Origin of the sequence: Novosphingobium sp. 32-60-15, assembly GCF_002280675.1 — a bacterium.
Lineage (GTDB): Bacteria > Pseudomonadota > Alphaproteobacteria > Sphingomonadales > Sphingomonadaceae > Novosphingobium.
In genome coordinates, this window is the sequence record NZ_NCEN01000024.1 from 11,932 (window position 1) to 38,368 (window position 26,437).

Consider the following 26,437-nt stretch of genomic DNA (forward strand, 5'->3'; position numbering starts at 1 on the left):
CGCAAGCGGGATCAACGCACCGCGTGATGGCCCAGCGGGCCGTGGCCTGCACCAAAGCCGGGTGCGGCCAGCAGGGCGGCGCGGACAAATTCGCGCGCATCCTCCACCGCATCTTCGATTGAAGCGCCAAGCGCCATGAAGGTGGCAATCGCGCTGGACATGGTGCAGCCCGTGCCATGCGTGTGGCGCGTGTCGATGCGCGGTGCGGTCCAGACTTTTTCAGGCTGGCCCGGTATCAACAGCCGGTCGATCACGTCAGCGCCTTCGGCATCGCCGCCTTTGGCGATATAGGCGATGCCGCGTGCCTGCATGGCTGCATTGCCGCCCAGCGCCACCAGTTCGGGCACATTGGGCGTTGTCAGGGTGGCCAGCGCCATCAGCCGTTCAAACGCGGCGATGGTGGCGGCATCGGCCAAGGCCGCGCCGCTGGTGGCAATCATCACCGGATCAAACACGATGGGGACGGACAGGCCCGTCAGCCTGTCGGCCACTACGGCCGCGATTTCGGGCGAGCCGAGCATGCCGATCTTTACCGCATCCACGCCGATGTCACGCAGGCAGGCATCAATTTGCGCGGCCACCATTGCCGGATCAACCGGCAGGACGGCGTGGACGCCGGTCGTGTCCTGCGCGGTAAGGGCGCAGATGGCGGTCATGGCATAGCCGCCAAGCATGGTGATCGTCTTGATATCGGCCTGAATGCCGGCACCGCCGCTAGAATCAGAGCCTGCGATGGAAAGGATGCGGGGTGGATTCATGCGGAAAATTTGCGCACCACGGACGGCGGGCTTTTGGCGTGCAGGGCCTTGGCGCGGGTGGGGCGGTCCATCAGTTCACCGCTGCAATTGGGGCAGCGGTCATCCAGCGCGTCGGCACATTCCGCGCAAAACGTGCATTCGAACGAACAGATGAACGCGCCGGGGGCTTCGGCGGGAAGATCGGTGCCGCAGCGTTCGCAATCGGGGCGCATTTCCAGCATCAGGTGGCCTTCCGTACGGCATTGCAGATTTCATCGACGACCGCTTCGACTTCCTCTGCGTCATCGCCCTCGGCCATCACGCGGATGACAGGTTCGGTGCCTGATGGGCGGATGACCAGACGGCCGCGCCCTGCAAGCCGGGCTTCGGCAGCGGCGATCACATCTTTGACGCTTTGCGCGGCCAGCGGCTTGCCACCGGTAAAGCGCACGTTCTTCAAAATTTGCGGGACGGGATCAAACTGGTGCAGCAATTCGCTGGCGGGTTTGCCCGATGATACCATGGCCGAAAGCACTTGCAGCGCGGCAACGGTGCCATCGCCTGTCGTGGCGTGATCGGTCAGGATCATGTGGCCCGATTGTTCGCCGCCCACGTTGAAGCCGCCTGCGCGCATACGCTCCAGAACATAGCGGTCGCCCACTGACGTTCGTTCCAGCGTCAATCCTTGGGCGTTGAGATAGCGTTCAAGGCCGAGGTTCGACATCACCGTGGCCACTACGCCGCCGCCGCGCAATTCGCCGCGCGCGGCCAGTTGCGTGCCGATCAGCGCCATAATCTGGTCACCGTCCACCGTCTGGCTCTTTTCATCAACCACGATCAACCGGTCCGCATCGCCATCGAGCGCAATGCCGATGTCGGCGCGGGTTTCGCGCACTTTGGCCTTGATCGCGTCAAGGTGAGTAGAGCCGACGTTGAGGTTGATGTTCTTGCCGTTGGGTTCAACCCCTATGGCAATCACTTCGGCACCCAGTTCCCACAGGGCCGATGGCGTGACGTGATAGGCCGCGCCGTTTGCGCAATCGATCACGATGCGCATGCCGTCCAGCCGGACATTATCGGGCAGGCTGGCTTTGACCGCGTGGATATAACGGCCACGCGCATCTTCGATCCGGCGGGCGCGGCCCACTTGGCGGGCATCAGCCAGCGCCATGTCCTGTTCCAGCATGGCTTCGATGGCGAGTTCCGCATCGTCCGATAGCTTGAAGCCGTCGGGGCCGAACAGCTTGATGCCGTTGTCTTCAAACGGGTTGTGGCTGGCCGAAATCATCACGCCAAGATCGGCGCGCATGGAACGCGTCAGCATGGCAACGGCTGGTGTCGGCATCGGCCCCAGCAGAACCACGTCCATGCCCACCGAGGTGAACCCTGCCACCATCGCGCTTTCCATCATATAGCCCGAAAGGCGCGTGTCCTTGCCGATCACCACACGGTGGCGGTGATCGCCGCGCTGGAAATAGGTGCCGGCCGCCTGCCCCACTTTCATTGCGGTGGCGGCGGTCATCACGCCTGCATTGGTGCGGCCCCGGATGCCATCGGTGCCGAAGAACTTGCGTGCCATGGAAAACATTTTCCCTATCGTCGGTGCCACCTTTGGCGGCTTGCTGCATTGCTATGCTTGCATGTGTAGCTAATGTCACCTCAACATGACCTTACCGAATCCGGAAAAATCATCCACCGCCTTGCCGCCCATCGCCCAAGTGCCTGCGATGTGGACGTTTATTGGTCTGGTTGGTGGTTTGTTTGGTGGCTTGGCCATTGCGTTTTTTGCGCCGGATGCCTTGCCGATCGTGCAAACGTGGGTCCAGCCAATTGGTGAAATGTGGTTGCGCGCACTGCAAGCGACGATTGTACCGCTGGTGGCCGCGCTGCTGTTTACCGGCGTCACGCAGACTGTGGCGATGGCCAGCGCGGGCACCATGGCACGAAGCAGCCTTGCCATGTTCCTCGGCTTTTTGGCGTTCAGCGCCGGGGTGGCGATTGTGGTGACGCCGTTGCTGTTGTCGGCCCTGCCAATCCCGGCAGAGGCAGGCGCAGCCCTGCGCATCAGCCTTGGTGCGACAGAGCCGGGTCCGGTTCCCGGCGTTGCCGAATTCCTGCGGTCCATCGTGCCCACCAATGTGATTGATGCCGCCGCCAATGACCGGATGCTGCCGCTGATCCTGTTCGTATCGGTCTTTGCACTGGCAGTCGGGCGGCTTGCAGGCCCCCAGCGTGAGGTGATGACGACGTTCTTTGCAGCCCTTGCCTCGGCCATGCTGGTGGTGATTGGCTGGGTGCTGGCGCTCGCCCCCATCGGCGTCTTCGCGCTGAGCATGGCTGTTGCGGCAACAAGCGGCACGGCGGCAATCGGCGCGCTGGCGCACTATGTCGGGATCGTCATATTGACCGGATCGGTCGTGTTGATGGCGGGATATGTGTTCGCGGTGGTGATCGCCCGTCAGCCGCTGGGCCGGTTTGCGCGCGCGATGCTGCCGGTGCAGACCATCGCGCTGTCCACGCAATCGTCGCTGGCCTCTTTGCCCGCCATGCTTGGCGCATGCCGCAATCTGGGTGTTCGGGAAACGACATCGGAATTTGTCATGCCATTGGCCGTGGCGCTGTTCCGCGCCACAAGTCCTGCCATGAACCTTGCCGTCGCCATTTATGTTGCGCACCTTTATGGCGCTACGCTGTCCCCGATGGTGCTGGTTTCGGCGTGGACGGTGGCGATTCTGGTATCGTTAAGCTCGGTCAGCCTGCCCGGATCGATCAGCTTTGTCGCCTCTGTCGGCCCCATTGCCATTGCCATGAATGCCCCGGTCGCGCCGCTGGCCTTGCTGGTGGCAGTTGAAGTCCTGCCCGATCTGATGCGCACGCTTGGCAATGTGACGATGGATGTGGCGGTAACCGCTGCGGTTGACCGCAAAGCACCGCAGGGCATTTCCTGAACCACTGAAATTCTGCGTCTTCACCATTGCCGCGCGGCAACCGATGCGCGTTTCGCGCGTTGGCCAAAGACACCGGATTTCACAAGGACGTTGATTACGATGGCTATTATCCTGCCCCCGCTCCCTTATGCGGATGATGCGCTTGCGCCTGTCATTTCGGCCACGACGCTACAGACCCATCATGGCAAGCATCACAAGGCCTATGTCGACAAGACCAACGCCGCGATTGAAGATACAGATCACGCCAAGTCCGGCCTTGAGCAGATCATTGCAGCGGCTGAAACAAAGGGCGACAAGGGCCTGTTCAACAATGCCGCGCAAAGCTGGAATCACGCGTTCTACTGGAACAGCCTGACGCCGGACGCGTCAGAACCTGCAGGCGATTTGGCCAAGGCTATTGATGCCTCATTCGGGTCGCTGGGCGCGCTGAAGGCGGAATTGCTGGCACAGGGCACTGCGCACTTTGCATCGGGCTGGGTCTGGCTGCTGGCGCGCGGCGAAAAACTGTCTGTTGAACAGACCCACGATGCCGCGACGTTCGCGACAGGTGATGCCAAGCCATTGCTGGTGATCGATTTGTGGGAACACGCCTATTATCTGGATCACAAGAATGTGCGTCCCGATTACCTTAAAGGGGTGATTGAAAAGCACCTCAATTGGGCTTTCGCCGCTGAAAACTTCGGCCGCGATGGCACTTGGACTTATCCAGCCTGATCCTGATGTGCCGGGTCGTCCTCGTCCATCCCGGCGAGGCGGCCCGGCTCGAACAGGGCCTCGCCAAACATGAACCCGACAAGGTTGGGTTTGCCGATGTGATCCAGCAGCGCGGCGATTGTCAGCAAGATCGGCACTGACAAAAGTGCACCAAGCACGCCCCATATCCACGAAAAATAGCTGATCGAAATCAGGATCGCGACGGGGTTCAGCGTAAACCGGGCGCCGAGTATGGCAGGTGTGACCACGTTTGATTCAACCGCGTGCAACCCCAGATAGGCCAGCATCGGGATTAGCCCGACACCGACGCTGGGGGCCGTGCCAAGGCCAACCAGCCCTATCAACCCCATGAACATCAACGGACCGATATAGGGCAGGAAGTTGAGCACGAAAGCCAATCCACCCCACATGATCGGCGCGCTCAGGCCAAAGGCCCAAGCCCCCGTTGCCACGATCACGCCTACACAGAAGTTCACGAAGGCCACGGTCAGGATATAGTTGCTGACGCGTTCCTGCACATCGCGCAACACCCGCGCAAGGCGCACCGAGGCGTTGAACGAATGGCGGTCCAGCACCATCCGCCGCTTCATCCTGATCCGCGATTCGATCATGAAGAAGGTCATCAGCAGCGTCAGGATGACTTCGAGGATCACACTGGGCGTGGCGATGGCGACTTGTTCGATAACCGAAGGACTGGCCAGAACCACTTCGCGGGTGGAACTGCTGCCCGTGATCCGCGCAAGCTGGCGGTTGACGTCGGCGATCCACGAAAGATTGCCGCGCAATTCGGTGAACCGCCTTGCCACTTGCCGCGCCAAGGCTGGCACTTGATCGACCATGACAAACGCCGGTTGCAAGATCAGCAACAAGGCTACCAGCACCACAGCGATCAACGCCAGAATCGCGACGAACGATGCCAGCATGTTGGGCAGGCCAAGCCGGGTTAGCCGATCGGCGAGCGGCGAGACAATGATCGTAAAGATCATGGCGGTGACAGGGGGAAGGAACACCACCGATCCGATGGACAGGACAAACGGCAGTGCGAGAAACAGCCCGAGCCCCAGCAGCAGGACAATGGCCGATTGCAGGCGTGCGCTACGGTCGTTCCCTTCCGGCACGGGCGGCAGGGCATCAATCTGGTTTGGCTGGATCGATAGGTTCACCGGTAGGGCAGCCCTGAAACTGGAGTGGCGCAAGCAACTTGCGCAATTTCTCCATTCACCGCCACACCTTACCGATCAAGTAGAGCTTTTGTCAGGAAGCGCGATTTTGCAAGAGGCGTGGCGAGAATGCCCCGCTTGGGCGCTGTCAGTTCTGGTGTCCGTGGAGCACCGTCTGGTCAAGTTCGCCCATGATTGCGGTATGCGCCACCGCATCCGATGTGCTCCGGCGCGGAATCTGGCCGCTTTCGATCATCAGTGTCAGCGCAGCACGGGCGCGTCCGACGCGGCTTTTGATGGTACCCACTGCGCAGCCACAAATCTTTGCCGCTTCTTCATAGCTGAATCCGCCCGCGCCAACGAGCAGCAAAGCCTCGCGCCGTTCAGGCGGCAGGGTCAGCAGCGCGCGGTGCATGTCCGACAAATGCATCGGACCTTCCTGCGCAGCAGGGGCCACCAGAATACGTTCGGCAACCGTCTCGTCATAATCTGCACGGAACCGGTTGCGGCGCATGTCTGTAAGGTAGGCATTGCGCAGGATCACGAATGTCCAGGCGCGCATCGACGTGCCGGGTTCAAACCGTTCTTGCGCAGCCCATGCCTTCAACAGTGTTTCCTGGACAAGATCATCGGCCAAGTCGGGCCGGCCACACAAGCCGCGCGCAAAAGCACGCAAGTGCGGGATGACCCCGGTCAATTCGCGTTTGAACGCAACAGGGTCGATCGCCGGGCGCGGCGACATGTCAGCCTCAGCCATGTGAGGGGTCATCCAGTTTATCAAGCAACTGGGCAAAGGTATCGGGCAACGGCTCATCAAGCACGGAATCGTACAAGCGTTTAAGCCCGTCTGCCCATTCAGGTGAGCGCGGTTTTGCGCCTTTCCGGCTTTTTTGACCGGGGATCATCGGCTTTTCTTTCGACATTCGCTCTGACAACGCCTCCCCCTCCAGGGATAAACTAAGATGAGACCGCAACGGCGCGGCAGATGCGCATTCTACACCGCTGGAAGCGCCCTGATAGAGCGAAAGCCAATGGTTCTTCAGGTGTGGAACGATATGCGCCGCTGTCGGTTCCCATTTTGCCGAGCGACAAAGGGATTTCCTTTGCGGCGGGATCGATTCAATGGAAGGAGCGCCGCTGTTCCGGACGGATTCTTGGGTTAGGGAGGGTTAAAGCGGGCGATGGAAAAGCTTCTTGCCATGAAGAAGCTGGAACCACGCTGGTACGAGCGCTTTCCGCGCGCTGTGCCGGTGGGGATCTTTGGCATGACCATGGCGGTGGCGTTGTTAAGTGTTTTCGCAATCGAAAACGCCGAAGATCAGCGACAAGCGGCGCAAATTGAACAAACCGCCCAGGCGGTTGCTTCAGGACTTGAACGGCGCAGCAACACCAATGCGGCCTATTTACGCTCAAGTGCAGCCCTGTTTGCCACACAAGCGATTGTCGAGGCGCCGCTTTTCCGCACATTCATCAAACAATTGCACCTTGAAGGGCGCTATGTCGGTTCCGATGGCATTGGCTGGGCGTTAAAGACCGATCGTTCCGCTGTGCCATTGGTCGAAAGCATCATGCGCGCTGGCAGCCAACCGGGATTTTCTGTCCGTCCAAAGCCGGGCGCAAACACAAATTTTGTGGTCCCGGTGATGTTTCTGGAACCCGATTCAATCCGCAACCGCAGGGCAATCGGCTTCGACATGTATTCAGAACCTGTGCGCCGCACTGCCATGAATGCAGCCGAACGCAGCGGCCAGCCCACAGCCACAGGTCGCGTTGTGCTTTCGCAAGAGGCCAATCCCAACGGCGCGGCAGGCTTCCTGGTCTACATGCCGGTGTTCGCGTTGCAGCCGGAAGGGGGCCGCTACAAACTGCGTGGGTTTGTCTACTCCCCGTTCGATGCGCAAACGTTTCTAAAGTCATCGATTGACACCACCCGCCTCGATGGGGCGGGCGTGCGTTTGTATGATGTTACGCCGACAGGGCTTTCGTTAATGGCAAGCGTGTCGACGGCAGAGCAGTCCGGGCAGACAGTGCGCCGTCCGGTTGATGTGGCCGGGCACCGTTTCATGATCGAGATTGCAGCCCCTGACACGCCGATGTTCACGACCATGTCGGGCATGACACTGCTGTTCGGGCTGCTGGTCGCAACGCTTTTGCTGGTGCTGGCGCGGTTGCTGACGCAGCAGGCTGCCGAGGACCGGATTGCGTTGAAGTGGTTCGAACAGCAATCTTCGATCCGCAATTCCTTGACGCGCGAGCTTAATCATCGCGTCAAGAACACGCTGGCCAATGTGCTGTCGATCATCTCGCTCACGCGCCGCCGTGCCACCACACTGCCGGAATTTGCCGACAGTCTGGAAGGACGCATCCGGGCGCTTTCCGCAACGCATGATCTGCTCACGCAGTCCGATTGGGGCACAACGCCGGTAGCGCTGGTTATTCGCGCCGAACTTGCGCCTTATGCGCAAGATTTGCAGCGCCATTTGACGATGGGTGGGCCGGATGTGGAACTGGCCCCCAATGATGCACTTTCGCTGGGGCTTGCCATTCACGAACTGGCGACAAATGCCGCCAAATACGGCGCGCTCAGCGTCGAAGACGGCCGCGTTTCCATCCATTGGGAAATCGCTGCTGAAAACCTTGCACGGATTGAATGGATTGAAACCGGTGGCCCGGTGATCGACGTTCAGCAGCAGCGCAAACGGGGCTTTGGCACCGAACTGATCGAAAAGATCGTCGCGCATGAACTGCGCAATCCGGTTGACTTGCGCTTTGATCCGGAAGGCGTGCGTTGCACCTTGTTGATCCCGGTGCGCCGCCGCGATGGATTTACCATGCGACAAGGCCGCACCTGACGGCGCGGCCTTGGATCAATTGTAACGGTTAGTTCAATCGAGCGGGCGGCTTGATCCGAAGAACAGCGCCTGGCTGATCGCGGTGCGTACAGTCTGTTCCTGAAACGGCTTGGTCACAAGATAGGTCGGCTCTGGCCGGTCCCCTGTCAGCAGGCGTTCGGGATAGGCGGTGATGAAGATCACGGGCACGGAACCCATCTGCAAGATGTCTTCCACCGCATCCAGGCCCGAACTGCCGTCAGCCAACTGGATGTCGGCCAGGACCAGACCCGGCTTTTCCCGCGATACGATTTCAAGCGCTTGTGTCCGCGTTGCCGCCATGCCGCAAACCTCATGGCCCAGCGACCGGACAAGGTCTTCAAGCTGCATGGAAATGAGCGGTTCGTCTTCGATGATCAGAACCGACGTTGCTGATTCCCGGTCAATTTCCGCAATGGCGTCTTGCACAAGACTTTCAACCTCATCGGGCGCGCGGTCCATGATATAGGCCGCATCTTCAATACTGAAATCCTCAAGCGTGGTCAGCAGCAGCGCTTGCCGGTTGGCAGGCGTCATTGCCGCAAGCCGTTCCTGCGCGGCGGCCTCATGCTGGCCAAGCAGGCCCGATGAACGGTCAACCGTATCGACAAAAGCGGTAGACCAGACGCGATTGAACGCGTGGTATAGCTGCGGGCGTCCTTCGCCGATCAATTCGCGCAAGGCATTATCAGCAAGCGCGGCTTCGAGTGTTGCGCGGACGAATGAATCGCCCGCCGTCTGACTGCCTGTCAGTGCGCGCGCATAGCGGCGAAGATATGGCAGCTGATTGGCAACCTTGGTACCGAGTGACATTCAAACCCCTTCCCGGACAGTATCGTGCGGCTCAACGCGCGAAACTGTTGTCCGGTTCCCGGCGTCCGGCAAGACTTATCGATGATTTTAACTCACCGCGATCAGGCCTGCCCATTCCGCCAAAATATCGGGCGACACCGGCTTGTGAAATTGCGCTGCAAATTCAAAACCTTCAGGGATAGAGTTGCGCTCAAAGCCAGAACTGATTGCCACAGAACAGCCCATTTGGTGTAATTGCAAGGCAAGGTCGAGCGACATGCCGTCGGGCAATTGCAGATCGAGCAGTGCGGCGGTTGGTAAGCGCCGCTCGATCAATTCGCGCGCGCCTGCCAAAGTCGAGGCAACCACCACGCTGAACCCGCGCATCTGCAAAGCATCTTCAATCGCCATGGCGACCAGCACGCTATCTTCAACCACCAGGATGAGCGGCGCATTTGTATTTTTATTCAACATCTTCGCGCACACCCCTATATTCAAAACGGGCAATAGGGGACAATCCGTGAACCAGCGCTGTCATTTGACATAGCGCCGGTTACGGCAACCGTGCTTGCATTTTTGGGGATGAGGACGAGACTGTGACGCGGGGGACAAATGGCACAAAGTGATGATAACACAGGGACTTACCTCGAAAGCCAGGTGCGCTGCGAGGCATGCCCCTTGATTGCTTGCGAGGGGTTGCGCCAGCCGCCTGCCGATTTGCGGCACTGGATCGCAGCTTTTCGCCAGGGAGAGGCGCGCTACGTCCGGGGTGAGCAGGTTTTTGATCAGGGCGCGCGCCCAAAGCACCTTTATACGGTGCTAAGCGGCGTTCTCATGCGCACGCGGCTGCTCGAAGATGGTCGGCGCCAGGTAATTAACTTCATGTTTCCCGGCGATTTCATCGGGCTTCAGGCAGCGCTTGATGGAGAGATGAGCCACGCGGTCGAGGCCGTGACATCGGCCACGCTGTGCGTGTTTGCGCGGGATCGCTTTTTCGACATGGTCGCCAGCCAGCCACGTTTGGCGTTCGACATGACATGGCTTGCTGCACATGAAGAAGCAGCGCTGGAAGAGCACATCGTGTCGCTTGGTCAGCGTAACGCACGTGAACGGATGACGGCGCTGGCGGTGTTTCTGGTACAACGTGCAGTCGACACGGGCCTTGCACCCGGCGGGGTACTGACCATCACGGTAACACAAGGCCAGATCGCCGATATGCTGGGCCTATCCCTTGTCCACACCAACCGGACCTTGCAGACATTGCGCAGGCTTCAGCTTGTTGACTGGACCGTCACTTCCATTCGCATCCCGGATATGGAATCCGCCAGGCAATTTGCCGGCATTGACAGCAACGCGTTCCAGCTTCCGCGACCTTATATCTAGCCCGCTCGGTTTATTACTTGAAAATAAGAGATAAAAAATTTTTATCAGCGTGGGAACTGCAAACGGGGACACTCGTTTTCACTATGTCACCACCGAGACCCCCCCTCCCGTCCAAGCGGTGGTGATACGATCCCGAAGGTCCCCGTCGGAAACGACGGGGACCTTTTTTTGGACGATCGGCCGCCCCGGTCGCGCCCCATGGTGTGTGGCCGGGGTGGTTCGCTTAGATTGCCGAGGGTGGTTCGCTTAGATTGAAAGTGCGCCGCGTATGCGGCCAAACAGGCCAGCGGGCTTGTGCCGATAGACCAGCGCAATCAAATCTTCGGTGCGGAACGGCTTGGCCAGAACATGGCCCAGCACAGCGGCAGAGGGCGGGATTGATTCAGGCGTCCCGGTGGTAAATACGACCAGTGGCCGCGCTTCGCCCAATTGCATGGCCAATTCGGCCAAAGCCCAGCCATCATCGCGGTCTGCCAGATGCACATCCAGCACCAGCACCGAAGGCACCGCACGGCCAAGATGCTCCAAGGCTTCAGCAATGCTTGCACAGGTAATCACGGGGTCGGCACCCGCATCGGTCAACGCTTCGGCAATGTCGAGCGCGATCATTCCGTCGTCCTCAACCACCAGCGCACGGCCCAGCGCTCTACGCGACTTGGGCGGCATGGGCTTGGTCCGGTTGTGGTCATCGTTGATCAACGTATCGTTCCCCCGCCTGCTTTGCTGATCAAACGCGAAAGATGCCCCCCCTGTTCCAAGCCAAAAGCCCGGTCACTGCCAAAATCAGAGCGGCTTGTCGTAAATGACGTAAGATTTGTTCACCGTGCTGTTGATGGCTTCGGCAATCGCGTTCATTCCTTGATTGTCTTCCAGAATCCAGCCGATCTCGCCACGCGTCGCACCATATTCGCGAATGGCATTGCGGCGGATATATTCGATCATCATGAACGCCAGTTGGCTGGCCATGCGTGATGATTGCAACCGCTTGCGCACGCCCATCAGCGGCACCCGCATCGTGCGCACTTTGGGTTTGCGCAGCCACAGCAGCAGCTTGGCCCAGTTGAACGGGAACAGCTTCCCACCCATCGGTTTGATCACTTCGTTCAGGTCAGGCAGCGTCATCATGAACGCCACCGGCTCGCCTTCATATTCGGCAACCATGATCAGATCTTCGCGCACAATCGGCTTGAACTTTTTGCCGGCATATTTGATCTCGGCGTCGCTGAACGGCACAAAGCCCCAGTTGTCCGACCACGCATCGTTCAGAATGTCGAGAATCAGAGCCGCTTCTTCATCGAACTTCGATTTGTCGACTTCGCGAATGCGGATCTTTGCATTCTTTTCGCCAGACTGGATAATGCGTTGAATGAGCGGCGGAAATTCGTTGAGAATGTCCAGCTCATAGGTGTTGAGCGTCTTGGCGGTCTGGTATCCCAGCGCCTCGATATAGTGGCGATAGCGCTCGGGCTGGTGGCCCATCATCACCGTCGGTGGCTGGTCAAAGCCTTTGACCAGTTGTCCCGGCTCTTCCCAGATCGACATCGACAGCGGTGCCAGAACGCGCGTCATGCCCTTTTGACGTAACCATGCCTCTGCATGGCCGATCAAGGCCTTTGCCACCGCTTCATCTTCAGCTTCAAGCAGGCCCCAATTGCCGGTGCCAGGCCCCATGCCTTGCGATGCATCCATGCCTATTGCCAGATGGTCGATATGCGCCGAAATGCGGCCCACAACCGCCCCGCCGCGCCGCGCCAGGAACAATTGCACGTCGGCATGATCGAAGAACGGGTTCTTGCCCGGCGTGATCAGCTCTTCGGCCTCCATCCGCAGCGGCGGTACCCAGCACGGATCGCCCGCGTTCAGGCGGTACGCCAAATCGAGAAAGGCCTTTCGGTCAGCCTTGCCGGAAACCGGAGTGATGATTACTTCACGCAGAGCCACGTTCTTGCCTTTGTTTGCGGGTAAGCGGGTTTTGTCGGCGAACTGCGGTTCAATCCGGCACATTGTCAAGCCACAGGACGCAAGTGGGGGCGTCCAAGGCACAATTGACCGGCAAAAGCTGTGTCAAAAGAGTAAAACTGGAACTGCACGGCATGATCGCGACTGATACTCTCAACGGCCCCCGCTCTGCGGCACCGGCACAACCCGTCTTGCCAAAAGGGCTTGCCGGTACGCCTGATGACAAAGAGATGCTGCGTGCGGCGGTCGAACTCACGCGCGATATCGCCACAGCGCGCCCTGCAATCTATTGGCCCGACATGCTCGTTTCGGCCGTGCTTGGCTATGCCACGCTGGCCGCTGCGATCCTGCTGGAAAATCCCCTATTCGCTGTGCTTGCGGGCATTGTTTCGGCGCTGGCGTTCTATCGCGCGCTGCTGTTCATCCATGAATTGACGCACATCCACAAAACCGCATTGCCCGGTTTTCGCTTTGCGTGGAACCTGCTGGTCGGCATTCCAATGTTGATACCGTCGTTGATGTACGAAGGCGTCCATACGCTCCACCACGCGCGCACGCGCTATGGCACGGCGGAAGACCCTGAATATCTGCCGCTGGCCTTGATGAAGCCTTGGTCATTGCCGGTCTTTACCCTGACCGCGTTGCTATTGCCGGTCGGGCTGTTGATCCGTTCGGCAGTGCTGGTGCCGTTGGGCGTAATCATCCCGCCGTTGCGCAAGCTGGTGTGGGAACGGGCCTCGTCGCTATCGATCAACCCCGAATTCCGTCGCCGCGCGCCCGAGGGTGATTTTGCACAGATGGTCTTCTGGCAAGAATTCGGCGCATCAAGCTGGGCACTATTCCTGCTCGGGTGGAGCGCCACGCATTCGTGGCGGCCGCTCATGATTGGCCTTGCGGTGGTATCGCTCACCGCTTTGCTCAACCAGATCCGCACGCTGGTTGCACATCTGTGGGAGAACGAGGGCGAAGCGATGACCGTGACCGGCCAGTATCTTGATTCGGTCAATGTTCCGCCGCCTGCGCTGCTGGCCCCGTTGTGGGCCCCTGTGGGCCTGCGCTACCACGCGCTGCACCACTTGCTGCCATCCATGCCGTATCATTCATTGGATGAGGCGCACCGCCGCATTACGGCGCACCTCGGGCTGTCTTCAACCTATCAAAAATCGAATTACCATGGCTTGCTGCCATTGGTCGGGCGTTTGGCGCGCAGCACGATGTTGCCGCGCTAACGCGTCATTCCTCGGTGCGGATCAGCACGGTTTCGCCGATCAGGAAGAACAGCAGGAACGGTGCCCAAGCGGCAAGGAACGGCGGATAGGCCCCGAAATTGCCCATGGCCAGCGCGGCATTGTCAAACACGAAATAGGCAAAGCCCAGACCCATGCCCGTCACCGCGCGTATGAAAAGATGGCCGGAACGCGCCAGACCGAATGCCGCAACCGCGCCCAGAAGCGGCATCAGCAACGCCGATAAAGGCCCTGAAAGCTTGTGCCACCATTTGCCCTCAAGCTCGGTTGTGCGAAACCCGGCTTCGCGGATTGCGACGATTGATCCGTTCAATTCGGATAGCGGTTGCGCATCAGCATCGACCTTGCTGATCGCCACTTGCACCGGCTCCACCGATTTGGCGTAGACCTGATCGGCTGTTGCAGCCGTTTTGCGCGCGCTTTGCACATCGAACATGACCGGCTTGCTGAAACGCCAGCCCGGATTGGCGAAACTGGCGGCCGGAGTGGTGACAATCTCGGTGACCATGCCGGTCGGATCGCGGCGATACCAGCTGACTCCGGTCATCCGCATGGCGTTGCCATCGCCCGCCACCGTCCGCGCAAACAGGATGTTCGGCCCGTCTTGCAGCCAGACATTTGTTTTTACAGCCGATTCTTTGGGGATCGGCCCGTACTGGACATTCTGCCAGGCCTTCAGCGTCGCGCTTGACCGCGTGACCACGCGTTCGTTGAAAGCAAACGTCACCGCCGACGTTACGGCGGCCACCAGAAACAGCGGTGCCAGAACCTGATGCGCGGAAAGCCCTGCCGCTTTCATTGCCACCACTTCGCTATTCTGGTTCAGCGTCATCAGCGTGATGATCGTGGCCAGCAACACCGAATAGGGCAGAAACCGGCTGACAAGCTGCGGCATCCGCAGCGATACATAAGTCAGGAGTTCACCCTGCCCATTGCCCGCAGCCGCCATGACTTTGCCGCTTTCGCTCAGCAGGTCGAGCATTTGCAAGATCAGTACCAGCATCAGCAGCACCGCCACGATGCGCACCGCAAACATCTTGCCGATGTAAACCGCAAGCGTGCGCGACGGGAAGAATTCAAACTGCATGCGGTGCCTCGTCGCCTTCAGCCGGGACCGGTTCATCGCGCAACTGTTTGCGTTCAAACAGTTTGCGCAATGTTCGTGAAATCTTGGCAAAGCCGGTTTCCAACGCGCCAATCGGCTGTCCGCCCGGCACATAGGCAATGCGCCAATACATCCACACAATCAGCGCGGCAAATATCGCAAACGGTCCCCACAGCGCCATAACCGGATCAACCTTGCCCAGCGCGGCAACATCCTGTCCGTATTGATTGACCTTGTGATAGGCCACCACCAGAATGATCGATAGAAACACCCCAAGCGCCGATGTCGAACGCTTTGGCGGCACGGCCAGCGCCACCGCCAGCAATGGCAGCAGGAACATCATGACCACCTCGACCAGCCTGTAATTCAGGCTTGCTCTGGTCTGGTTGCGCAATTCTTGGGAATAGCTGTCGTTCCAGCCGATCCTCAAAAGTTCGGGCAGGAAGTATTCCTTGTCGGCATCGCCGCGCTGGCGGAATTGCTCGATCTTGGGCAAATCGATCGGCAAATCGTGGCTGGCAAAGCTGAGGACGCGGGGCGATGTGATGTTTGGCCCATCCTGCACGATCTGGCCATCGGTCAGCCGCAGGATCACCGTATCGGGGCTTTCGCGGTTGGCAAAAAAGCGGCCTTCGCGCGCCGAAATGACCAAGACTTGGCTATCGCTCGTTTGAATGCGCGCAAAAATTCCGCGCAAATCGCGGCCCTCATCGCGGCTGGAATCAACCCGCAGTGCGGTGCGGTCCTGTAATGAATTGAATTCACCCACCCGGATCGAAGCGCCCAGCGCGCCGGAACGCAATTCAAACTGCAGCTGCTCATAATAATAGCGCGACAGCGGCTGGAGATAGCTGACGATCAACAAATTCAGCGCAGCCAGCACAATCGCGAACATGTACGGCACGCGCAGCAACCGGGTATAGGACAGGCCCACGGCGCGCATCACGTCAAGCTCGGAACTCATCGCCAGCTTGCGGAAAGCAAACAGGATGCCCAGCAGCAGCCCCAGCGGAATCGCCAGACTGGCATATTCGGGCAGCAGGTTGGCCAGCATTTTGAACACGACGCTGACCGGCCCGCCTTGCGTTGCCACAAAGTCGAACAGCTTGAGCATCTTGTCGAGCACCAGCAGCGACGCTGCGAGGACAAACACCGACAACATCGGCACGAATACGAGCCGAGCAATATAGCGATCAGTGGCGGTAAACAGTTTCACGTGAGAGCGCGGTCAACCAGAATGCTGAAATCGAAGTGGTGCTGCACCAGACCTGCCACCATGAGCATGAACGGCACATTTCAAGGGGACTAGCCGTATCGCCGTGATCGGGGAAGGGAAAAGCGCCCATATCCCGAATGCCATATCGAAAGTTATGGATGCAGTTTATATTTAAGCGTAGGGTTAAACTCCCGGAATTGGAGTTTTGGACATGTCCAATAAGCAATCAGGTGGTGCATGGTGGACCGCGGCAGACAAGGCTGAACCAGATCAGCAAGCGTATAACGATCTGGCGCAATGGTGCGAAAAGCTGGATCCATCAGAGCAGCGCGCCGGCTTTGACCGCGTCCTGCATGAAATCACCGATTTTGGCACATCGCCGCAAGGTTCACGCAAGCAGATTGCAGGCCAGTGGATTGCCATGCTGGTTGATTCCGGTGCATTTGAAAGCGCTGCCATCGCGCTCATGCCGCGCACTTCCACTTTCAGCGGCGGTCGCCTGCAGAACGGCACTTTCGTAGCCCAGGTTGTTCTGGAAGGAAGCGCGGGCGCTCATTCACGGGAAGCGCAAAGTCTGGCGATGGCTTGGCTTGCTGCGCTGCTGCGTGCGTTTGCTCGGCAAGCAGCCGAAGCAAAGGGTGCGCTCACCCATTAATGCGATAGTTTCAGGCGACCGAATTCAGGCTTTTTCAAGCGTGCATTGGAGCGGATGCTGGTTCTGCCGTGCGAAGTCCATCACTTGATTCACTTTGGTTTCGGCAATTTCATACGGAAAAATACCACAAACGCCCACACCACGCTGGTGCACATGCAACATCACGCGTGTCGCCTGTTCCAGATCCATATGGAAAAAGCGCTTCAAGACCATCACCACGAACTCCATCGGGGTGTAATCATCGTTGAGCATCAGCACTTTAAACTGGCTGGGCTTTTTCGGTTTGGCGCGGGTTTTGACCGCAATACCGACCTGATCGTTTCGGCCCGGTCCACGTGAATCATCGTCTTCGACGCAGCGTGGAACGTCTTCGACGCAGCGTGGAACGTCCTCGGCACAGCGGGGAGCGACGGACATGTCCGGTTTGGCGAGGCGAGGCATGCACATGGTCAAACTAATATCGCATTCCTTACCGTTTACGACAAGAGGTACTGCGGGGAAGGTTGCTCGAAATATGTCAGAATGAAAAACGGACCGGATGGCCAAGCCGTCCGGTCCGCTTTATCAACTCTTCGTCAAATCGGCAGGAACATTGCTGCTCCCGGGCCTGCTTGACGGATTTGCTAAGCGATTACGCCGCAGTCTTGATCTTTTCGACCGCAAGGCTGACGCGGGTCGAAATAGGCTGGAAAGCTTCGTTGACAAGCTTCAGCATGGCTTCGCTGTTCTTCGAGCTGGCTGCAACAGCCGCGTCGAAGTTCTTGCGCATCAGAGCCGACTGCTTTTCGAAGAATTCGGTCGGCGACTTGACCGAGACGAGATCCTTGACGTCAGCAGTCATGGTCTCAAACGAGCTCTTGGTTTCTTCGACATAACCCTTGGTCATGTCCTGAAGGCCCGAAGCAAGGATCTTGCTCGATTCAACCATGGCTTCAACGTTGCCCTTGGTGAACGAACCGGCATCGCCCAAAGCGGTCTTGGCCTTTTCCTGGGCGTCCTTGAATGCGGTTTGCATCTTGGTGGTGATTTCGTTTGGTGAAGTCATCATAGCGAACAGTTCCTTCCTTGCTGCCGGAGCGGTTGCGCTGCCGACAAATGTTTTCACGCTGGGCGTCTTAGCCCGGGGAATGGCGGTGGAAGGACGCTTGCTTGCGGGCTTCACCGCAGCCACCGGCGCAGCCGCTGCCGTTTTTGGCAACTTCGCAATCGGGGCCTTAGTAATGGCTTTGGCTGGCTTTGCGCGCTGCTTGGGCGCCTTTACCAACTTGGCTGGTTCAACAATCGCTACAGCCGGCTGGACGGGTGCTTTTACCGGAGCGGCGACCTTTGCTTTCACTTTGTCAGCTTTGACCGGCGCATCCTTTACGGGCGCAACCGGCGCCGGATCGGCCACAGCGGCTGGCTCGATTGTCGCAACTTCTGGCAACGCGCTAATGGGTTCCACCGCAGGGGAAGTCTCGTTCACGCTGTCCATCACTTTATCGACCATCTTGGCAACTCCTGCTTTCAATCGTGAAGCCATCCCAACGGGGTTAGCACCACTCTTGCTGCACTGCACAAAATAGGCCGCCGATGGGAATTGTCAAGAAAAATTGTGCACTGCACCATTTCTGAAACAAGGCAAAGAGTTGCTCTGAAGTTTAGAGCCAGATGACGTTAGATTGCACCGCTGTGATGGGCCAAAAGCGGCCCGCCGCTTTGCGGTTGCATCAGGAGGCCCCCCGGACAGCGTCGCGTTGCTTGTCCGGGCAACCAGCCCGACCTGCGCAACGCTCCATGCCAAGGAACTTCCTGACGCAATCCCGGCGGTGCAATCTAACGTCATCTGGCTCTAGCGTGTCCGGACGTAACGACCCGGCGCATCTTCGATCACGCTATCACCTTTGCCACCAGGCCGGCGCTTGCCCTTTGCTGCAACTTTGCCTGGCGCCTGTCCGGCGATCCATTCGATCCAGTCCGGCCACCAGCTGCCTTTTGTCTCCACTGCACCTTCGATAAAGTGTTCAAGCGTGGAAGGGTTTTTGGGATTGAGCCAGTATTGATACTTGCCCGATTCAGGCGGGTTGACCACGCCTGCAATATGGCCTGATCCGGCCAGGACAAAGCGCCAGTCACCGGACAAAAGCTGGGTCAGTTTCCACACGCTTTGCGGCGGTGCAATATGGTCTTCACGCCCTGCCTGGATATAGCACGGTATTGCAATGCGGCGCAGGTCGATCGGAGTTCCGTCTGCCTCCAGTGAATCGGGAACGACAAGGCGATTGTCGCGATAGAGATCGCAAAGATAGGACATGTGCCATTTGGCGGGAAGGTTGGTGGTGTCCCCATTCCAGTGCAGCAAGTCGAATGCCGGGTATTCCTCACCCAACATGTAATTGTTGACCACGTAATTCCAGATCAGATCAGACCCGCGCAACGTGTTAAAGGTTGCAGCCATGATCCGCCCATCCAGATAACCGTCGTTCGAAAGATTCTGGAGCATCTTGAGCTGCGAATCATCGATGAAATTGCGCAAGTCGCCCGAAGCTTCGAAATCCACCTGGGCGGTAAAGAACGTCGCGCTGGCGACTTTGTCAGCCTCGTCGCGTCGTGCCAGGATGGCCAATGTTGCCGCCAGCGTGGTCCCGGCCACGCAATAGCCGATGGCATGGACTGCGGGCACCTTCAAACGGTCGCGCACATGGTCAATCGCTTCAATCTGCGCGCGGATGTAATCATCCCACATCACATCGGCCATCGACGCATCGGCGGATTTCCATGAAACCACAAACACGCTCAGGCCCTGTGCCACAGCCCAGCGGACGAAGCTTTTCTGAGGGTTCAGGTCAAGGATGTAAAAGCGGTTGATCCACGGCGGGAATATCAACAGCGGGGTCTCGAACACTTCATCGGTGGTCGGCGTGTACTGGATCAACTGGAACAGCGGCGTCTCATGCACCACTTTACCGGGCGTCATCGCAATGTTGCGGCCCAGTTCAAACGCCAGCGGATCGGTGTGCGTCAGTTGCCCTTTGCGCAGATCGCTCAGCAGATGTTCAGCGCCCTTGACCAGATTCTCGCCTTTGGTCGCCATCGTGCGTTCAATCACCACTGGGTTGGTGAAGGGGAAGTTGGCAGGCGAAAGCGCGTCTGTGACGACTTTGGTCGCAAAGATCAGCTGCTCTTTGCGTTCAGGCGGCAGTCCTTGCGCGTCCTGCGCCATTTGTTGCAGCTTTTCGGACAGGAACAGATACGTTTGATGCAGCAGCGCAAAGGCAGGTTGTTCCTGCCATCGCTTGTCGGCAAAGCGCCGGTCTTTTCGCGGCAGTTCGGGTGCCGGCTTGTCGCCAGCCAAAGCGCCGCCGGAATACTGCCCCAACAGGGAAGTCCACAGCGCCATGCCCTCGTTCCACAAGCGCATCTGGGTTTCTGCCTGCGCAATCGGCAATTGCCCGGCCATTTGCATGAACGTCTGCGTCCATTTGCCGATGTCGCCCATCTGCGCCAGCATCGGCTCGACATGGACAGATTGCTCGGCGCCAAAATCGAGCCACATTTTCTGAAGCTTGGCCGCAGACATCGCCCAGTGTTGCATATCGGCAGGATCGGAAACCGCGCTTGGCGCGCCTGTCGGCATCAGCGGCGCGAACATCGCGCGCATCGCTTCACCCTGCTGGCGGAACAGGTCTTCGAAAACGACCGAATCCGTGATCGTCTTGTCTGTCATGTCAGGTTCCCTGCCGTTGTTTGCGCTTCATCTATACACACGATGTGACAGCTTGTTAGCCCTCTTGCTTCTAAACGAGAGCAAGGTTTCCACGCGTTGTCATTTGGCGTAAGGGCATAAATTGCGGCGCTCCTGCCGCGCCTATCCATACGAGTAAACATCCGTGGACGAAGAATTCTACCGCATGAAGCGCCTGCCGCCCTACGTGATCGCCGAAGTCAATGCGATGCGGGCCGAAGCGCGCGCCGCCGGTAGGGACATCATCGACCTTGGCATGGGCAACCCCGATCTGCCGCCGCCAGCCCACGTGATCGACAAGCTGTGCGAAGTCGCGCGCAAGCCCGATGCACATGGCTATTCGGCATCATCCGGCATTCCCGGCGTTCGCAAGGCGCAGGCCAATTACTACGGCCGCCGTTTCAACGTGGAACTTGATCCCGAAACCGAAGTCGTGATGACGATGGGGTCCAAGGAAGGCCTCGCCAGCCTTGCCACGGCGATCACCGCGCCGGGCGATGTGGTGCTCGCGCCAAACCCCAGCTATCCCATCCACACCTTCGGCTTCATCATCGCAGGCGCCACGATCCGCTCGGTCCCGACCACGCCGGATGAACGCTATTGGGATTCGCTTGATCGCGCGATGAAGTATTCGGTCCCGCGCCCGTCAGTGCTGATCGTCAATTATCCATCAAACCCCACCGCCGAAACGGTTGATCTTGCGTTCTATGAACGGCTGGTGGCGTGGGCCAAGGAAAACAAGGTCTGGGTCCTGTCCGACCTTGCCTATTCCGAACTCTATTTTGATGGCAACCCCACCCGCTCGATCCTCGAAGTGCCCGGCGCCAAGGATATCGCGGTCGAATTTACCTCGATGTCCAAGACGTTTTCTATGGCCGGTTGGCGCGTCGGTTTTGCTGTCGGCAATCCGCGCCTGATCGCGGCGTTGAAGCGGGTCAAATCCTACCTCGATTATGGCGCGTTTACCCCCATTCAGGCGGCGGCTTGCGCAGCACTCAACGGCCCGCAGGATATCGTGGCCAAGAACCGCGAACTCTATCAGAAACGCCGCGATGTGATGGTCGAAGCGTTCACCCGCGCCGGTTGGGAAATCCCCAGCCCCAAGGCATCGATGTTCGCATGGGCACCACTGCCGCCCGCGCTCAAGCATCTGGGCAGCCTCGAATTTTCCAAGCAATTGCTGACCCACGCCGAAGTCGCCGTGGCCGCAGGCGTCGGTTATGGCGAAGATGGCGAAGGCTATGTCCGCATCGCCATGGTGGAAAACGAACAGCGCCTGCGTCAGGCCGCACGCAACATCAAACGCTATCTGCAATCGATGGGCGTCAATTCCTCCGCAGCCTGAACAAAAGCTCCTCCCCCTTCATCCTGAGCTTGTCGAAGGGGGGAGGGGTTGGGGGTGGGCACGATAGGGTTTGATAACTCATAAGCATCGGATGCCAGCCATGACCAATGCAAGCCAGAACTTCCATGATCGCGTGACCATCACGATTGCCGATCACGTCGCGCATGTTCTGCTTGATCGCGCGGACAAGATGAATGCGCTCGATGATGCCATGTTCGAAGCGATCATCGCAGCCGGTCACCACCTCCATAATGCCAAGGGCGTGCGCTGCGTTGTCCTGTCGGGGGCGGGGCGTTCGTTCTGCGCTGGGCTTGATCTTGCCAGCATGGCCGACACGGATCGTTGGGGTGAGGGCGGCAATCTGATTGATCGTACCCATGGCAAGGCCAATCGCCCGCAACAGGCGGCCATGGTCTGGCGCAATCTGCCGATGCCCGTCATCGCTGCCGTACATGGCGTGTGTTTCGGCGGCGGCTTGCAAGTCGCCAGCGGCGCAGACATCCGCTTCATCGCGCCCGATGCGCGGCTGGCAGTCATGGAAGTAAAGTGGGGCCTTGTCCCCGATATGGCGGGCTATGTCCTGTGGCGCGGCAATGTGCGCGATGATGTCCTGCGCGAATTGACCTATACGCACCGCGAATTCACCGGCGAAGAAGCCGTCCGCTTGGGCTTTGCCACGCACGTCAGCACAGATCCGCTGGCCGCAGCAATAGCCTTGGCCCAGACCATCGCGGGCAACAGCCCTACGGCAGTGCGCGGTGCCAAAATGCTGTCCAACCGCACGCCCGATATGGACGTTGAAGATGTGCTGATGGCCGAATCCAAGGCCCAGCACGAACTGATGTATTCCAGAAACCAGATCGAAGCCGTCCGCGCAGGCATGGAAAAGCGCGCGCCGGAATTCGTTGATCCATGAAGGCTATCCACGATCCGCACGGCGCGCTGACAGCGGGCCTTGCGGCCATTCGCGCCCAGTATCAGGTGCCCGAAGGCTTCCCGCCGCACGTCATCGCCGCTGCCGAATTGGCGGCCTCGCGCGGGTTGACAGACCATGTGGATCGTACCGCCATTCCGTTCGTCACGCTCGATCCGGCCAGTTCCACCGATCTTGATCAGGCGTTCTGGATTGAACAATCCGGCCACGATCTGATCCTGTTCTATGCCATCGCCGACGTATCGTGGTTCGTCGATGATGGGGACGCCGTGGATGCCGAAGCGTGGAAGCGCGGTGAAACCGTGTACCTGCCCGATGGCAAGGCAGGCCTTTATCCGCAGGTCCTGTCCGAACGTGCCGCCAGCCTCTTGCCGGATGGACCGCGCCCCGCCGTCATCTTCACCGTCCGCCTAGCGACCGATGGGATGGCAACGCTCGAAGGTGCCGAACGTGCGCTCATCCAAAGCCGCGCCAAGCTGGCTTATGACCGCGTCACAGATGCTGAACTCCCACCCGCCTTCGCCAACTTTGCCGCGCGGATGGACATGGCCGAGGCTGCGCGCGGCGCGGTTCGGGTCGATCCTCCAGAACAGGAAGTCGAAGCTTTGGGGGCGGGGCGCTATGGCCTTGCATTCCGCCCGCTGCATGCCTCCGAAAAGCACAATGCAGCCCTTTCGCTCTCGGCCAATCTCGCCATTGCCGCTGCGCTGCAACAGGCGGGCACCGGCCTGTTCCGCGTTATGGCAGGCCCCAGCGCCAAAGCGCTGTCGCGGCTGCGCTCAACCGCTGCGGGGCTTGGCCTGCATTGGCCCGAAGGCATGGACCTCAAATCGCTGGAGCGTACGCTCGATCCTGAAAATGCCCATCACGCCGCTTTCATGCTGGCCATTCGCCGTGCGGGCAACGGCGCGGGCTATGCGCCGTGGATTCCCGGCGTCACCCCTTGGCATGAAGCGATTGCTGCCACATATGCCCATGCCACAGCGCCGCTACGCAGGCTGGCAGACCGCTATGTCATCCGCGCCACATTGGCGGTGATGAACGGCCAGCCGGTTCCCGATGCCGTTGAAGACGCATTCCGCCGCCTGCCCGCCGTCATGGCCAAAGCCAGCGCCACCTCCGGCCAGATTGATCGCGCCGTGATCGACCTTGCCGAAACCGTCATGCTCCACGGTCGCGAGGGTGAACGCTTTGCGGCTTGCGTCACCGATACAGATGGCGAATCAGCGCGCGTCCAACTGGTCGATCTGCCGGTCGTCACCCGCGCCAAAATCCCCGGCGCGGCCCCCGGACAACGCCTAGCATTGCGCCTCGAAGCCGCCGACATCGCCGCGCGCCGCCTGTCGTTCGCGCCCGCAGACTGATCGCTTGCAAGAACCACTTGCGGCCAGCCGCGCTTCGGGCTAACCGCGCCGGACCACGCAGCACCTGCGATCGAGGCCCGATGGCGGAGTGGTTACGCACCGGATTGCAAATCCGTTTACGCCGGTTCGATTCCGGCTCGGGCCTCCAGCAACTTCAGACACTTACGGCAAATGACAATGACCCTTAGTCCTTGTGGGGGACGATGTGGGGGACATAATGTTACGTGGGGGGATTAGACCCTCAAGTCCATTGGTCCAGAGAGTAAGATTTGGAGCTTCTGAAGGGGTTTCGAATCGTGTCCTGCGAAAACATGCTATTTCCACAAATAGGCACCGCTTAAACCAGACCCGTCTGTTGCGTTCAGTACGAAACGAGCCTGAATGAGGGTAAGCGAAGCGAATTGCGACCGGCTTTGTGTTTAAAAGTCCCCTGTCGGACCCAGCTACTAGCCAGCACCTGCGTCTTCGATTGGGTCAAAGCGAGAGACCGACCGACATATTCCCCTCGCAGCAATTTCAAGTCCAGCGTCCGCTATGAAATGCTGAAAGACATCCTTTTCGAGAACATCGCGTGACAGGTTGCTGGCCTTGCTCATGCCAAGTGCAGTCCGCAAATCCTTCTTCCTGATATTCACAACAGCGGGGTCACTGAATAAGCGGTCCAAGTAGTCCATCGCCTGCGAAACATACCCTGCTGGCGCGACTGCTTGCCAAGGTAGGACCGTTAGGCCCGGAAAGTTGGTCTGAAGCACATCATCGATTTCCCCGACCGATGTGATGAGGAAGGCACGGCAAGCACCCGCTTCACCGGATGAAGACTTGCGAACGGAAGCACGGCATAGAGCTTGAAGTAAGTGATGGCTTTGCTCTCCCCGTCTTGTCGCAGCATGGTCTAAGCTGTCGCTTTCCGTCAACGGCAAGCCAGACGCGGCCATTGTAAGCGCCCTATACGCCTGAGCCGGATAGGTACGTTGCACGGAGTTTGTCCAAGGATATGACAACGCCATCACTTGGCAGGATTTCTTCGTCCCAAAGCCTCAGCTTCCTTGGCTGACCCTGAAAGTGGAAGTCAGTTGCGGATGAGAAGGAAGACCCTTTCGTCCTTCTTCGCAGCATTTCCTGTGTCGTGAATAGGACAGGTGCATTGTTGTGAGCAGCAACGCCAACCCCAACCCATTGCGACCATGCGGTCCTTTAGGGCCATTGCTGCTTCCGAAAAGCGAGGTGACGCAAGGTGCGCATAGGCGCGGTTTAGCCGTTCGTCAGATCGCCTTGTAGCGTAAGGCATACGCAGCACACGGCCCAAAAGTTGCTCAACGTCCGTAGAGCTATGAATGTTGGCCAAAGAGCAAAAGACGTAAGCGAATGAGCAGTCCCATCCCTCCTTCAGGGCCTCCACCGTTATGATGAAGTCCACATCGCAAGCAGGGTCAAACAGGTTTACGTCATCCAATTCGCGCTGATCACCCGTGGCAATGGCAATGCGCTTTTCGGCTATGCCCTGCTCAATGAGGTAGTCCTTCAGAACATCAACGGTCGCCACTTGCCCACGGTCTTGCGCTTGAAACAGCACGATTGGGCGAATGTATTTGGTGTCGCGCGTAGCAATGTCAGCCAGTTCCTGCCGCTTGCTGATTGCTCCATCCACTGCTTGCTGCCATGTGGGATGCTCTGCCAGCATGACTGGCAACTTGATCATTTCCGCGTCTTTCAGTTCCTGGGCGGTTACTGAATGAAGCAGGTTCGACTGGCGTTGCGGTGTTGCGGTAAATTCGATTATGGCTGAAGGGTTTACGCGCTGCTGCATAGTCTGAGATAAACCCGTCACGGCTTTGTGCGCTTCGTCCACGATCATCAACGGACGATGAAGGTGCAGCAGGTTGGCGAGTGAAAACTTGATGGTTCCCGCCCCGACCTTGTCGTCTTCGATCAATTCCAGCCCCGGCGATTTCTTCGGCACTGCGCTAAAGTGCGGCTCAAGGTTTTCGTTGTGGGAATAGACCTTCCTGCCTTCAGTGTTCTCGACCCGCAACGTCTGGATCGTTCCAACGATTACACAGCAATTTCCCTTGATGTCATGCGGGGTAATCTGCTGGAAATCACCAATGTCGAAAATGCGGACCCTGCCTGTGAAAGCATCGTCCAGCACTTGGCGATAGGCATGGCGCGGGTTTTTCAGCGCTTCCACTGTCAATCGGCGTCCAAACGGGACCCACTATCGGCGTGCAAAAGGGAACCACCTGGCGGCGTGGCGCTGGGTTGATGGCGGGCGCGGATTTCGCGC

The 26,437-nt window shown here is 58.9% G+C and carries 27 protein-coding genes and 1 tRNA gene; 11 read left to right on the forward strand and 17 right to left on the reverse strand.

All coding sequences use genetic code 11. The features are described from left to right. Positions 1-11: 11 nt before the first annotated feature. The 3 genes from thiD to glmM are packed head-to-tail and all read right to left on the reverse strand — an operon-like array spanning position 12 to position 2,316. Positions 12-758, reverse strand: coding sequence for a bifunctional hydroxymethylpyrimidine kinase/phosphomethylpyrimidine kinase (gene thiD, locus B7Y89_RS15155; protein WP_292939338.1), 747 nt, complete (start codon positions 756-758; stop codon positions 12-14). Beyond that, the gene (locus B7Y89_RS15160) at positions 755-979 is read right to left on the reverse strand and encodes a DUF1272 domain-containing protein (RefSeq protein ID WP_292939339.1); all 225 of its coding nucleotides are present in this window, start codon (positions 977-979) and stop codon (positions 755-757) included. The genes thiD and B7Y89_RS15160 overlap by 4 nt, the downstream gene beginning before the upstream one ends. After that, complete coding sequence (gene glmM, locus B7Y89_RS15165) at positions 979-2,316, reverse strand: phosphoglucosamine mutase (protein WP_292939340.1); 1,338 nt, start codon at positions 2,314-2,316, stop codon at positions 979-981. Before glmM ends, B7Y89_RS15160 begins: the two co-directional genes overlap by 1 nt. A gap of 85 nt (positions 2,317-2,401) precedes the next feature. Between glmM and B7Y89_RS15170 the strand changes: the two genes are divergently transcribed. Both B7Y89_RS15170 and B7Y89_RS15175 read left to right on the forward strand, forming a co-directional pair. Further along, entirely contained in the window at positions 2,402-3,685 is a 1,284-nt protein-coding gene (locus B7Y89_RS15170; protein ID WP_292939341.1) for a dicarboxylate/amino acid:cation symporter, read from the forward strand. Between the two features lie 99 nt (positions 3,686-3,784). Then, positions 3,785-4,399, forward strand: coding sequence for a superoxide dismutase (locus B7Y89_RS15175; RefSeq protein ID WP_292939342.1), 615 nt, complete (start codon positions 3,785-3,787; stop codon positions 4,397-4,399). Here the strand turns inward: B7Y89_RS15175 and B7Y89_RS15180 are convergent. The 3 genes from B7Y89_RS15180 to B7Y89_RS15190 all read right to left on the reverse strand — a co-directional run bounded on the left by B7Y89_RS15180 (position 4,387) and on the right by B7Y89_RS15190 (position 6,482). Then, positions 4,387-5,562 carry an AI-2E family transporter gene (locus tag B7Y89_RS15180; protein ID WP_292939343.1) on the reverse strand — a complete coding sequence of 392 codons (1,176 nt, stop codon included), beginning with the start codon at positions 5,560-5,562 and terminating at the stop codon, positions 4,387-4,389. The genes B7Y89_RS15175 and B7Y89_RS15180 overlap by 13 nt on opposite strands. Positions 5,563-5,707: 145 nt before the next feature. After that, entirely contained in the window at positions 5,708-6,316 is a 609-nt protein-coding gene (locus tag B7Y89_RS15185) for a sigma-70 family RNA polymerase sigma factor (RefSeq protein ID WP_292939344.1), read from the reverse strand. Continuing rightward, entirely contained in the window at positions 6,309-6,482 is a 174-nt protein-coding gene (locus tag B7Y89_RS15190; protein WP_292939345.1) for a NepR family anti-sigma factor, read from the reverse strand. The genes B7Y89_RS15185 and B7Y89_RS15190 overlap by 8 nt, the downstream gene beginning before the upstream one ends. Positions 6,483-6,740: 258 nt before the next feature. Between B7Y89_RS15190 and B7Y89_RS15195 the strand changes: the two genes are divergently transcribed. Next, positions 6,741-8,411 (forward strand): CHASE domain-containing protein, encoded by a 1,671-nt coding sequence (locus tag B7Y89_RS15195; protein WP_292939346.1) that lies wholly within the window; start codon positions 6,741-6,743, stop codon positions 8,409-8,411. 33 nt (positions 8,412-8,444) lie between these two features. Here the strand turns inward: B7Y89_RS15195 and B7Y89_RS15200 are convergent, their stop codons facing one another. Further along, a complete protein-coding gene (locus tag B7Y89_RS15200) occupies positions 8,445-9,242 on the reverse strand; it encodes a response regulator (RefSeq protein WP_292939347.1) in 798 nt (265 codons plus the stop codon). An 87-nt stretch (positions 9,243-9,329) separates the two neighbouring features. Beyond that, a complete protein-coding gene (locus B7Y89_RS15205) occupies positions 9,330-9,695 on the reverse strand; it encodes a response regulator (RefSeq protein WP_292939348.1) in 366 nt (121 codons plus the stop codon). Between the two features lie 138 nt (positions 9,696-9,833). On the opposite strand from B7Y89_RS15205, the gene B7Y89_RS15210 reads away from it, so the two are divergent. Continuing rightward, the gene (locus tag B7Y89_RS15210) at positions 9,834-10,604 is read left to right on the forward strand and encodes a Crp/Fnr family transcriptional regulator (protein ID WP_292939349.1); all 771 of its coding nucleotides are present in this window, start codon (positions 9,834-9,836) and stop codon (positions 10,602-10,604) included. Between the two features lie 246 nt (positions 10,605-10,850). On the opposite strand, the gene B7Y89_RS15215 is transcribed toward B7Y89_RS15210, so the two are convergent. Both B7Y89_RS15215 and B7Y89_RS15220 read right to left on the reverse strand, forming a co-directional pair. Further along, entirely contained in the window at positions 10,851-11,303 is a 453-nt protein-coding gene (locus B7Y89_RS15215) for a response regulator (RefSeq protein ID WP_292939350.1), read from the reverse strand. Between the two features lie 84 nt (positions 11,304-11,387). Then, positions 11,388-12,545, reverse strand: a complete 1,158-nt coding sequence (locus B7Y89_RS15220; protein ID WP_292939351.1) for an N-acetyltransferase — start codon at positions 12,543-12,545, stop codon at positions 11,388-11,390. A 152-nt stretch (positions 12,546-12,697) separates the two neighbouring features. On the opposite strand from B7Y89_RS15220, the gene B7Y89_RS15225 reads away from it, so the two are divergent. After that, a complete protein-coding gene (locus tag B7Y89_RS15225; protein ID WP_292939353.1) occupies positions 12,698-13,792 on the forward strand; it encodes a fatty acid desaturase in 1,095 nt (364 codons plus the stop codon). Positions 13,793-13,796: 4 nt separating this feature from the next. Here the strand turns inward: B7Y89_RS15225 and lptG are convergent, their stop codons facing one another. Next, positions 13,797-14,897 (reverse strand): LPS export ABC transporter permease LptG, encoded by a 1,101-nt coding sequence (gene lptG, locus B7Y89_RS15230; RefSeq protein WP_292939355.1) that lies wholly within the window; start codon positions 14,895-14,897, stop codon positions 13,797-13,799. Next, a complete protein-coding gene (gene lptF, locus B7Y89_RS15235; RefSeq protein WP_292939357.1) occupies positions 14,887-16,131 on the reverse strand; it encodes an LPS export ABC transporter permease LptF in 1,245 nt (414 codons plus the stop codon). The genes lptG and lptF overlap by 11 nt, the downstream gene beginning before the upstream one ends. Positions 16,132-16,342: 211 nt before the next feature. Here lptF and B7Y89_RS15240 point away from each other — a divergent pair, with 211 nt between their 5' ends. After that, complete coding sequence (locus B7Y89_RS15240; protein ID WP_292939359.1) at positions 16,343-16,786, forward strand: hypothetical protein; 444 nt, start codon at positions 16,343-16,345, stop codon at positions 16,784-16,786. Positions 16,787-16,810: 24 nt separating this feature from the next. Here the strand turns inward: B7Y89_RS15240 and clpS are convergent, their stop codons facing one another. The 3 genes from clpS to phaC all read right to left on the reverse strand — a co-directional run bounded on the left by clpS (position 16,811) and on the right by phaC (position 20,492). After that, entirely contained in the window at positions 16,811-17,203 is a 393-nt protein-coding gene (clpS, locus tag B7Y89_RS15245; protein ID WP_292939375.1) for an ATP-dependent Clp protease adapter ClpS, read from the reverse strand. A gap of 214 nt (positions 17,204-17,417) precedes the next feature. Continuing rightward, complete coding sequence (phaP, locus tag B7Y89_RS15250) at positions 17,418-18,308, reverse strand: TIGR01841 family phasin (protein ID WP_292939361.1); 891 nt, start codon at positions 18,306-18,308, stop codon at positions 17,418-17,420. A 309-nt stretch (positions 18,309-18,617) separates the two neighbouring features. Then, complete coding sequence (phaC, locus tag B7Y89_RS15255) at positions 18,618-20,492, reverse strand: class I poly(R)-hydroxyalkanoic acid synthase (protein ID WP_292939363.1); 1,875 nt, start codon at positions 20,490-20,492, stop codon at positions 18,618-18,620. Positions 20,493-20,655: 163 nt separating this feature from the next. Here phaC and B7Y89_RS15260 point away from each other — a divergent pair, with 163 nt between their 5' ends. The 4 genes from B7Y89_RS15260 (at position 20,656) to B7Y89_RS15275 (ending at position 24,301) form a co-directional block, all read left to right on the forward strand. Beyond that, a complete protein-coding gene (locus tag B7Y89_RS15260; RefSeq protein WP_292939365.1) occupies positions 20,656-21,855 on the forward strand; it encodes an LL-diaminopimelate aminotransferase in 1,200 nt (399 codons plus the stop codon). A gap of 100 nt (positions 21,856-21,955) precedes the next feature. After that, complete coding sequence (locus B7Y89_RS15265; protein ID WP_292939367.1) at positions 21,956-22,771, forward strand: crotonase/enoyl-CoA hydratase family protein; 816 nt, start codon at positions 21,956-21,958, stop codon at positions 22,769-22,771. Then, the gene (locus B7Y89_RS15270; protein WP_292939369.1) at positions 22,768-24,153 is read left to right on the forward strand and encodes an RNB domain-containing ribonuclease; all 1,386 of its coding nucleotides are present in this window, start codon (positions 22,768-22,770) and stop codon (positions 24,151-24,153) included. The genes B7Y89_RS15265 and B7Y89_RS15270 overlap by 4 nt, the downstream gene beginning before the upstream one ends. A gap of 74 nt (positions 24,154-24,227) precedes the next feature. After that, positions 24,228-24,301 (forward strand) — tRNA-Cys (locus B7Y89_RS15275). A gap of 298 nt (positions 24,302-24,599) precedes the next feature. Here the strand turns inward: B7Y89_RS15275 and B7Y89_RS15280 are convergent. After that, entirely contained in the window at positions 24,600-25,088 is a 489-nt protein-coding gene (locus B7Y89_RS15280) for a hypothetical protein (RefSeq protein WP_292939371.1), read from the reverse strand. 134 nt (positions 25,089-25,222) lie between these two features. Then, positions 25,223-26,185, reverse strand: coding sequence for a hypothetical protein (locus B7Y89_RS15285; protein ID WP_292939377.1), 963 nt, complete (start codon positions 26,183-26,185; stop codon positions 25,223-25,225). On the opposite strand from B7Y89_RS15285, the gene B7Y89_RS15290 reads away from it, so the two are divergent. After that, entirely contained in the window at positions 26,123-26,416 is a 294-nt protein-coding gene (locus tag B7Y89_RS15290; RefSeq protein ID WP_292939379.1) for a hypothetical protein, read from the forward strand. The genes B7Y89_RS15285 and B7Y89_RS15290 overlap by 63 nt on opposite strands. Positions 26,417-26,437: the final 21 nt, after the last annotated feature.

What these genes read in the sequence shown, in the direction of transcription:
- thiD (WP_292939338.1), bottom strand. Translation starts at nt 758, where the DNA reads ATGAATCCACCCCGCATCCTTTCCATCGCAGGCTCTGATTCTAGCGGC.
- B7Y89_RS15160 (WP_292939339.1), bottom strand. Translation starts at nt 979, where the DNA reads ATGCTGGAAATGCGCCCCGATTGCGAACGCTGCGGCACCGATCTTCCC.
- glmM (WP_292939340.1), bottom strand. Translation starts at nt 2,316, where the DNA reads ATGGCACGCAAGTTCTTCGGCACCGATGGCATCCGGGGCCGCACCAAT.
- B7Y89_RS15170 (WP_292939341.1), top strand. Translation starts at nt 2,402, where the DNA reads ATGACCTTACCGAATCCGGAAAAATCATCCACCGCCTTGCCGCCCATC.
- B7Y89_RS15175 (WP_292939342.1), top strand. Translation starts at nt 3,785, where the DNA reads ATGGCTATTATCCTGCCCCCGCTCCCTTATGCGGATGATGCGCTTGCG.
- B7Y89_RS15185 (WP_292939344.1), bottom strand. Translation starts at nt 6,316, where the DNA reads ATGGCTGAGGCTGACATGTCGCCGCGCCCGGCGATCGACCCTGTTGCG.
- B7Y89_RS15190 (WP_292939345.1), bottom strand. Translation starts at nt 6,482, where the DNA reads ATGTCGAAAGAAAAGCCGATGATCCCCGGTCAAAAAAGCCGGAAAGGC.
- B7Y89_RS15195 (WP_292939346.1), top strand. Translation starts at nt 6,741, where the DNA reads ATGGAAAAGCTTCTTGCCATGAAGAAGCTGGAACCACGCTGGTACGAG.
- B7Y89_RS15200 (WP_292939347.1), bottom strand. Translation starts at nt 9,242, where the DNA reads ATGTCACTCGGTACCAAGGTTGCCAATCAGCTGCCATATCTTCGCCGC.
- B7Y89_RS15205 (WP_292939348.1), bottom strand. Translation starts at nt 9,695, where the DNA reads ATGTTGAATAAAAATACAAATGCGCCGCTCATCCTGGTGGTTGAAGAT.
- B7Y89_RS15210 (WP_292939349.1), top strand. Translation starts at nt 9,834, where the DNA reads ATGGCACAAAGTGATGATAACACAGGGACTTACCTCGAAAGCCAGGTG.
- B7Y89_RS15225 (WP_292939353.1), top strand. Translation starts at nt 12,698, where the DNA reads ATGATCGCGACTGATACTCTCAACGGCCCCCGCTCTGCGGCACCGGCA.
- lptG (WP_292939355.1), bottom strand. Translation starts at nt 14,897, where the DNA reads ATGCAGTTTGAATTCTTCCCGTCGCGCACGCTTGCGGTTTACATCGGC.
- B7Y89_RS15240 (WP_292939359.1), top strand. Translation starts at nt 16,343, where the DNA reads ATGTCCAATAAGCAATCAGGTGGTGCATGGTGGACCGCGGCAGACAAG.
- clpS (WP_292939375.1), bottom strand. Translation starts at nt 17,203, where the DNA reads ATGTCCGTCGCTCCCCGCTGTGCCGAGGACGTTCCACGCTGCGTCGAA.
- phaP (WP_292939361.1), bottom strand. Translation starts at nt 18,308, where the DNA reads ATGGCTTCACGATTGAAAGCAGGAGTTGCCAAGATGGTCGATAAAGTG.
- phaC (WP_292939363.1), bottom strand. Translation starts at nt 20,492, where the DNA reads ATGACAGACAAGACGATCACGGATTCGGTCGTTTTCGAAGACCTGTTC.
- B7Y89_RS15265 (WP_292939367.1), top strand. Translation starts at nt 21,956, where the DNA reads ATGACCAATGCAAGCCAGAACTTCCATGATCGCGTGACCATCACGATT.
- B7Y89_RS15270 (WP_292939369.1), top strand. Translation starts at nt 22,768, where the DNA reads ATGAAGGCTATCCACGATCCGCACGGCGCGCTGACAGCGGGCCTTGCG.
- B7Y89_RS15280 (WP_292939371.1), bottom strand. Translation starts at nt 25,088, where the DNA reads ATGGCCGCGTCTGGCTTGCCGTTGACGGAAAGCGACAGCTTAGACCAT.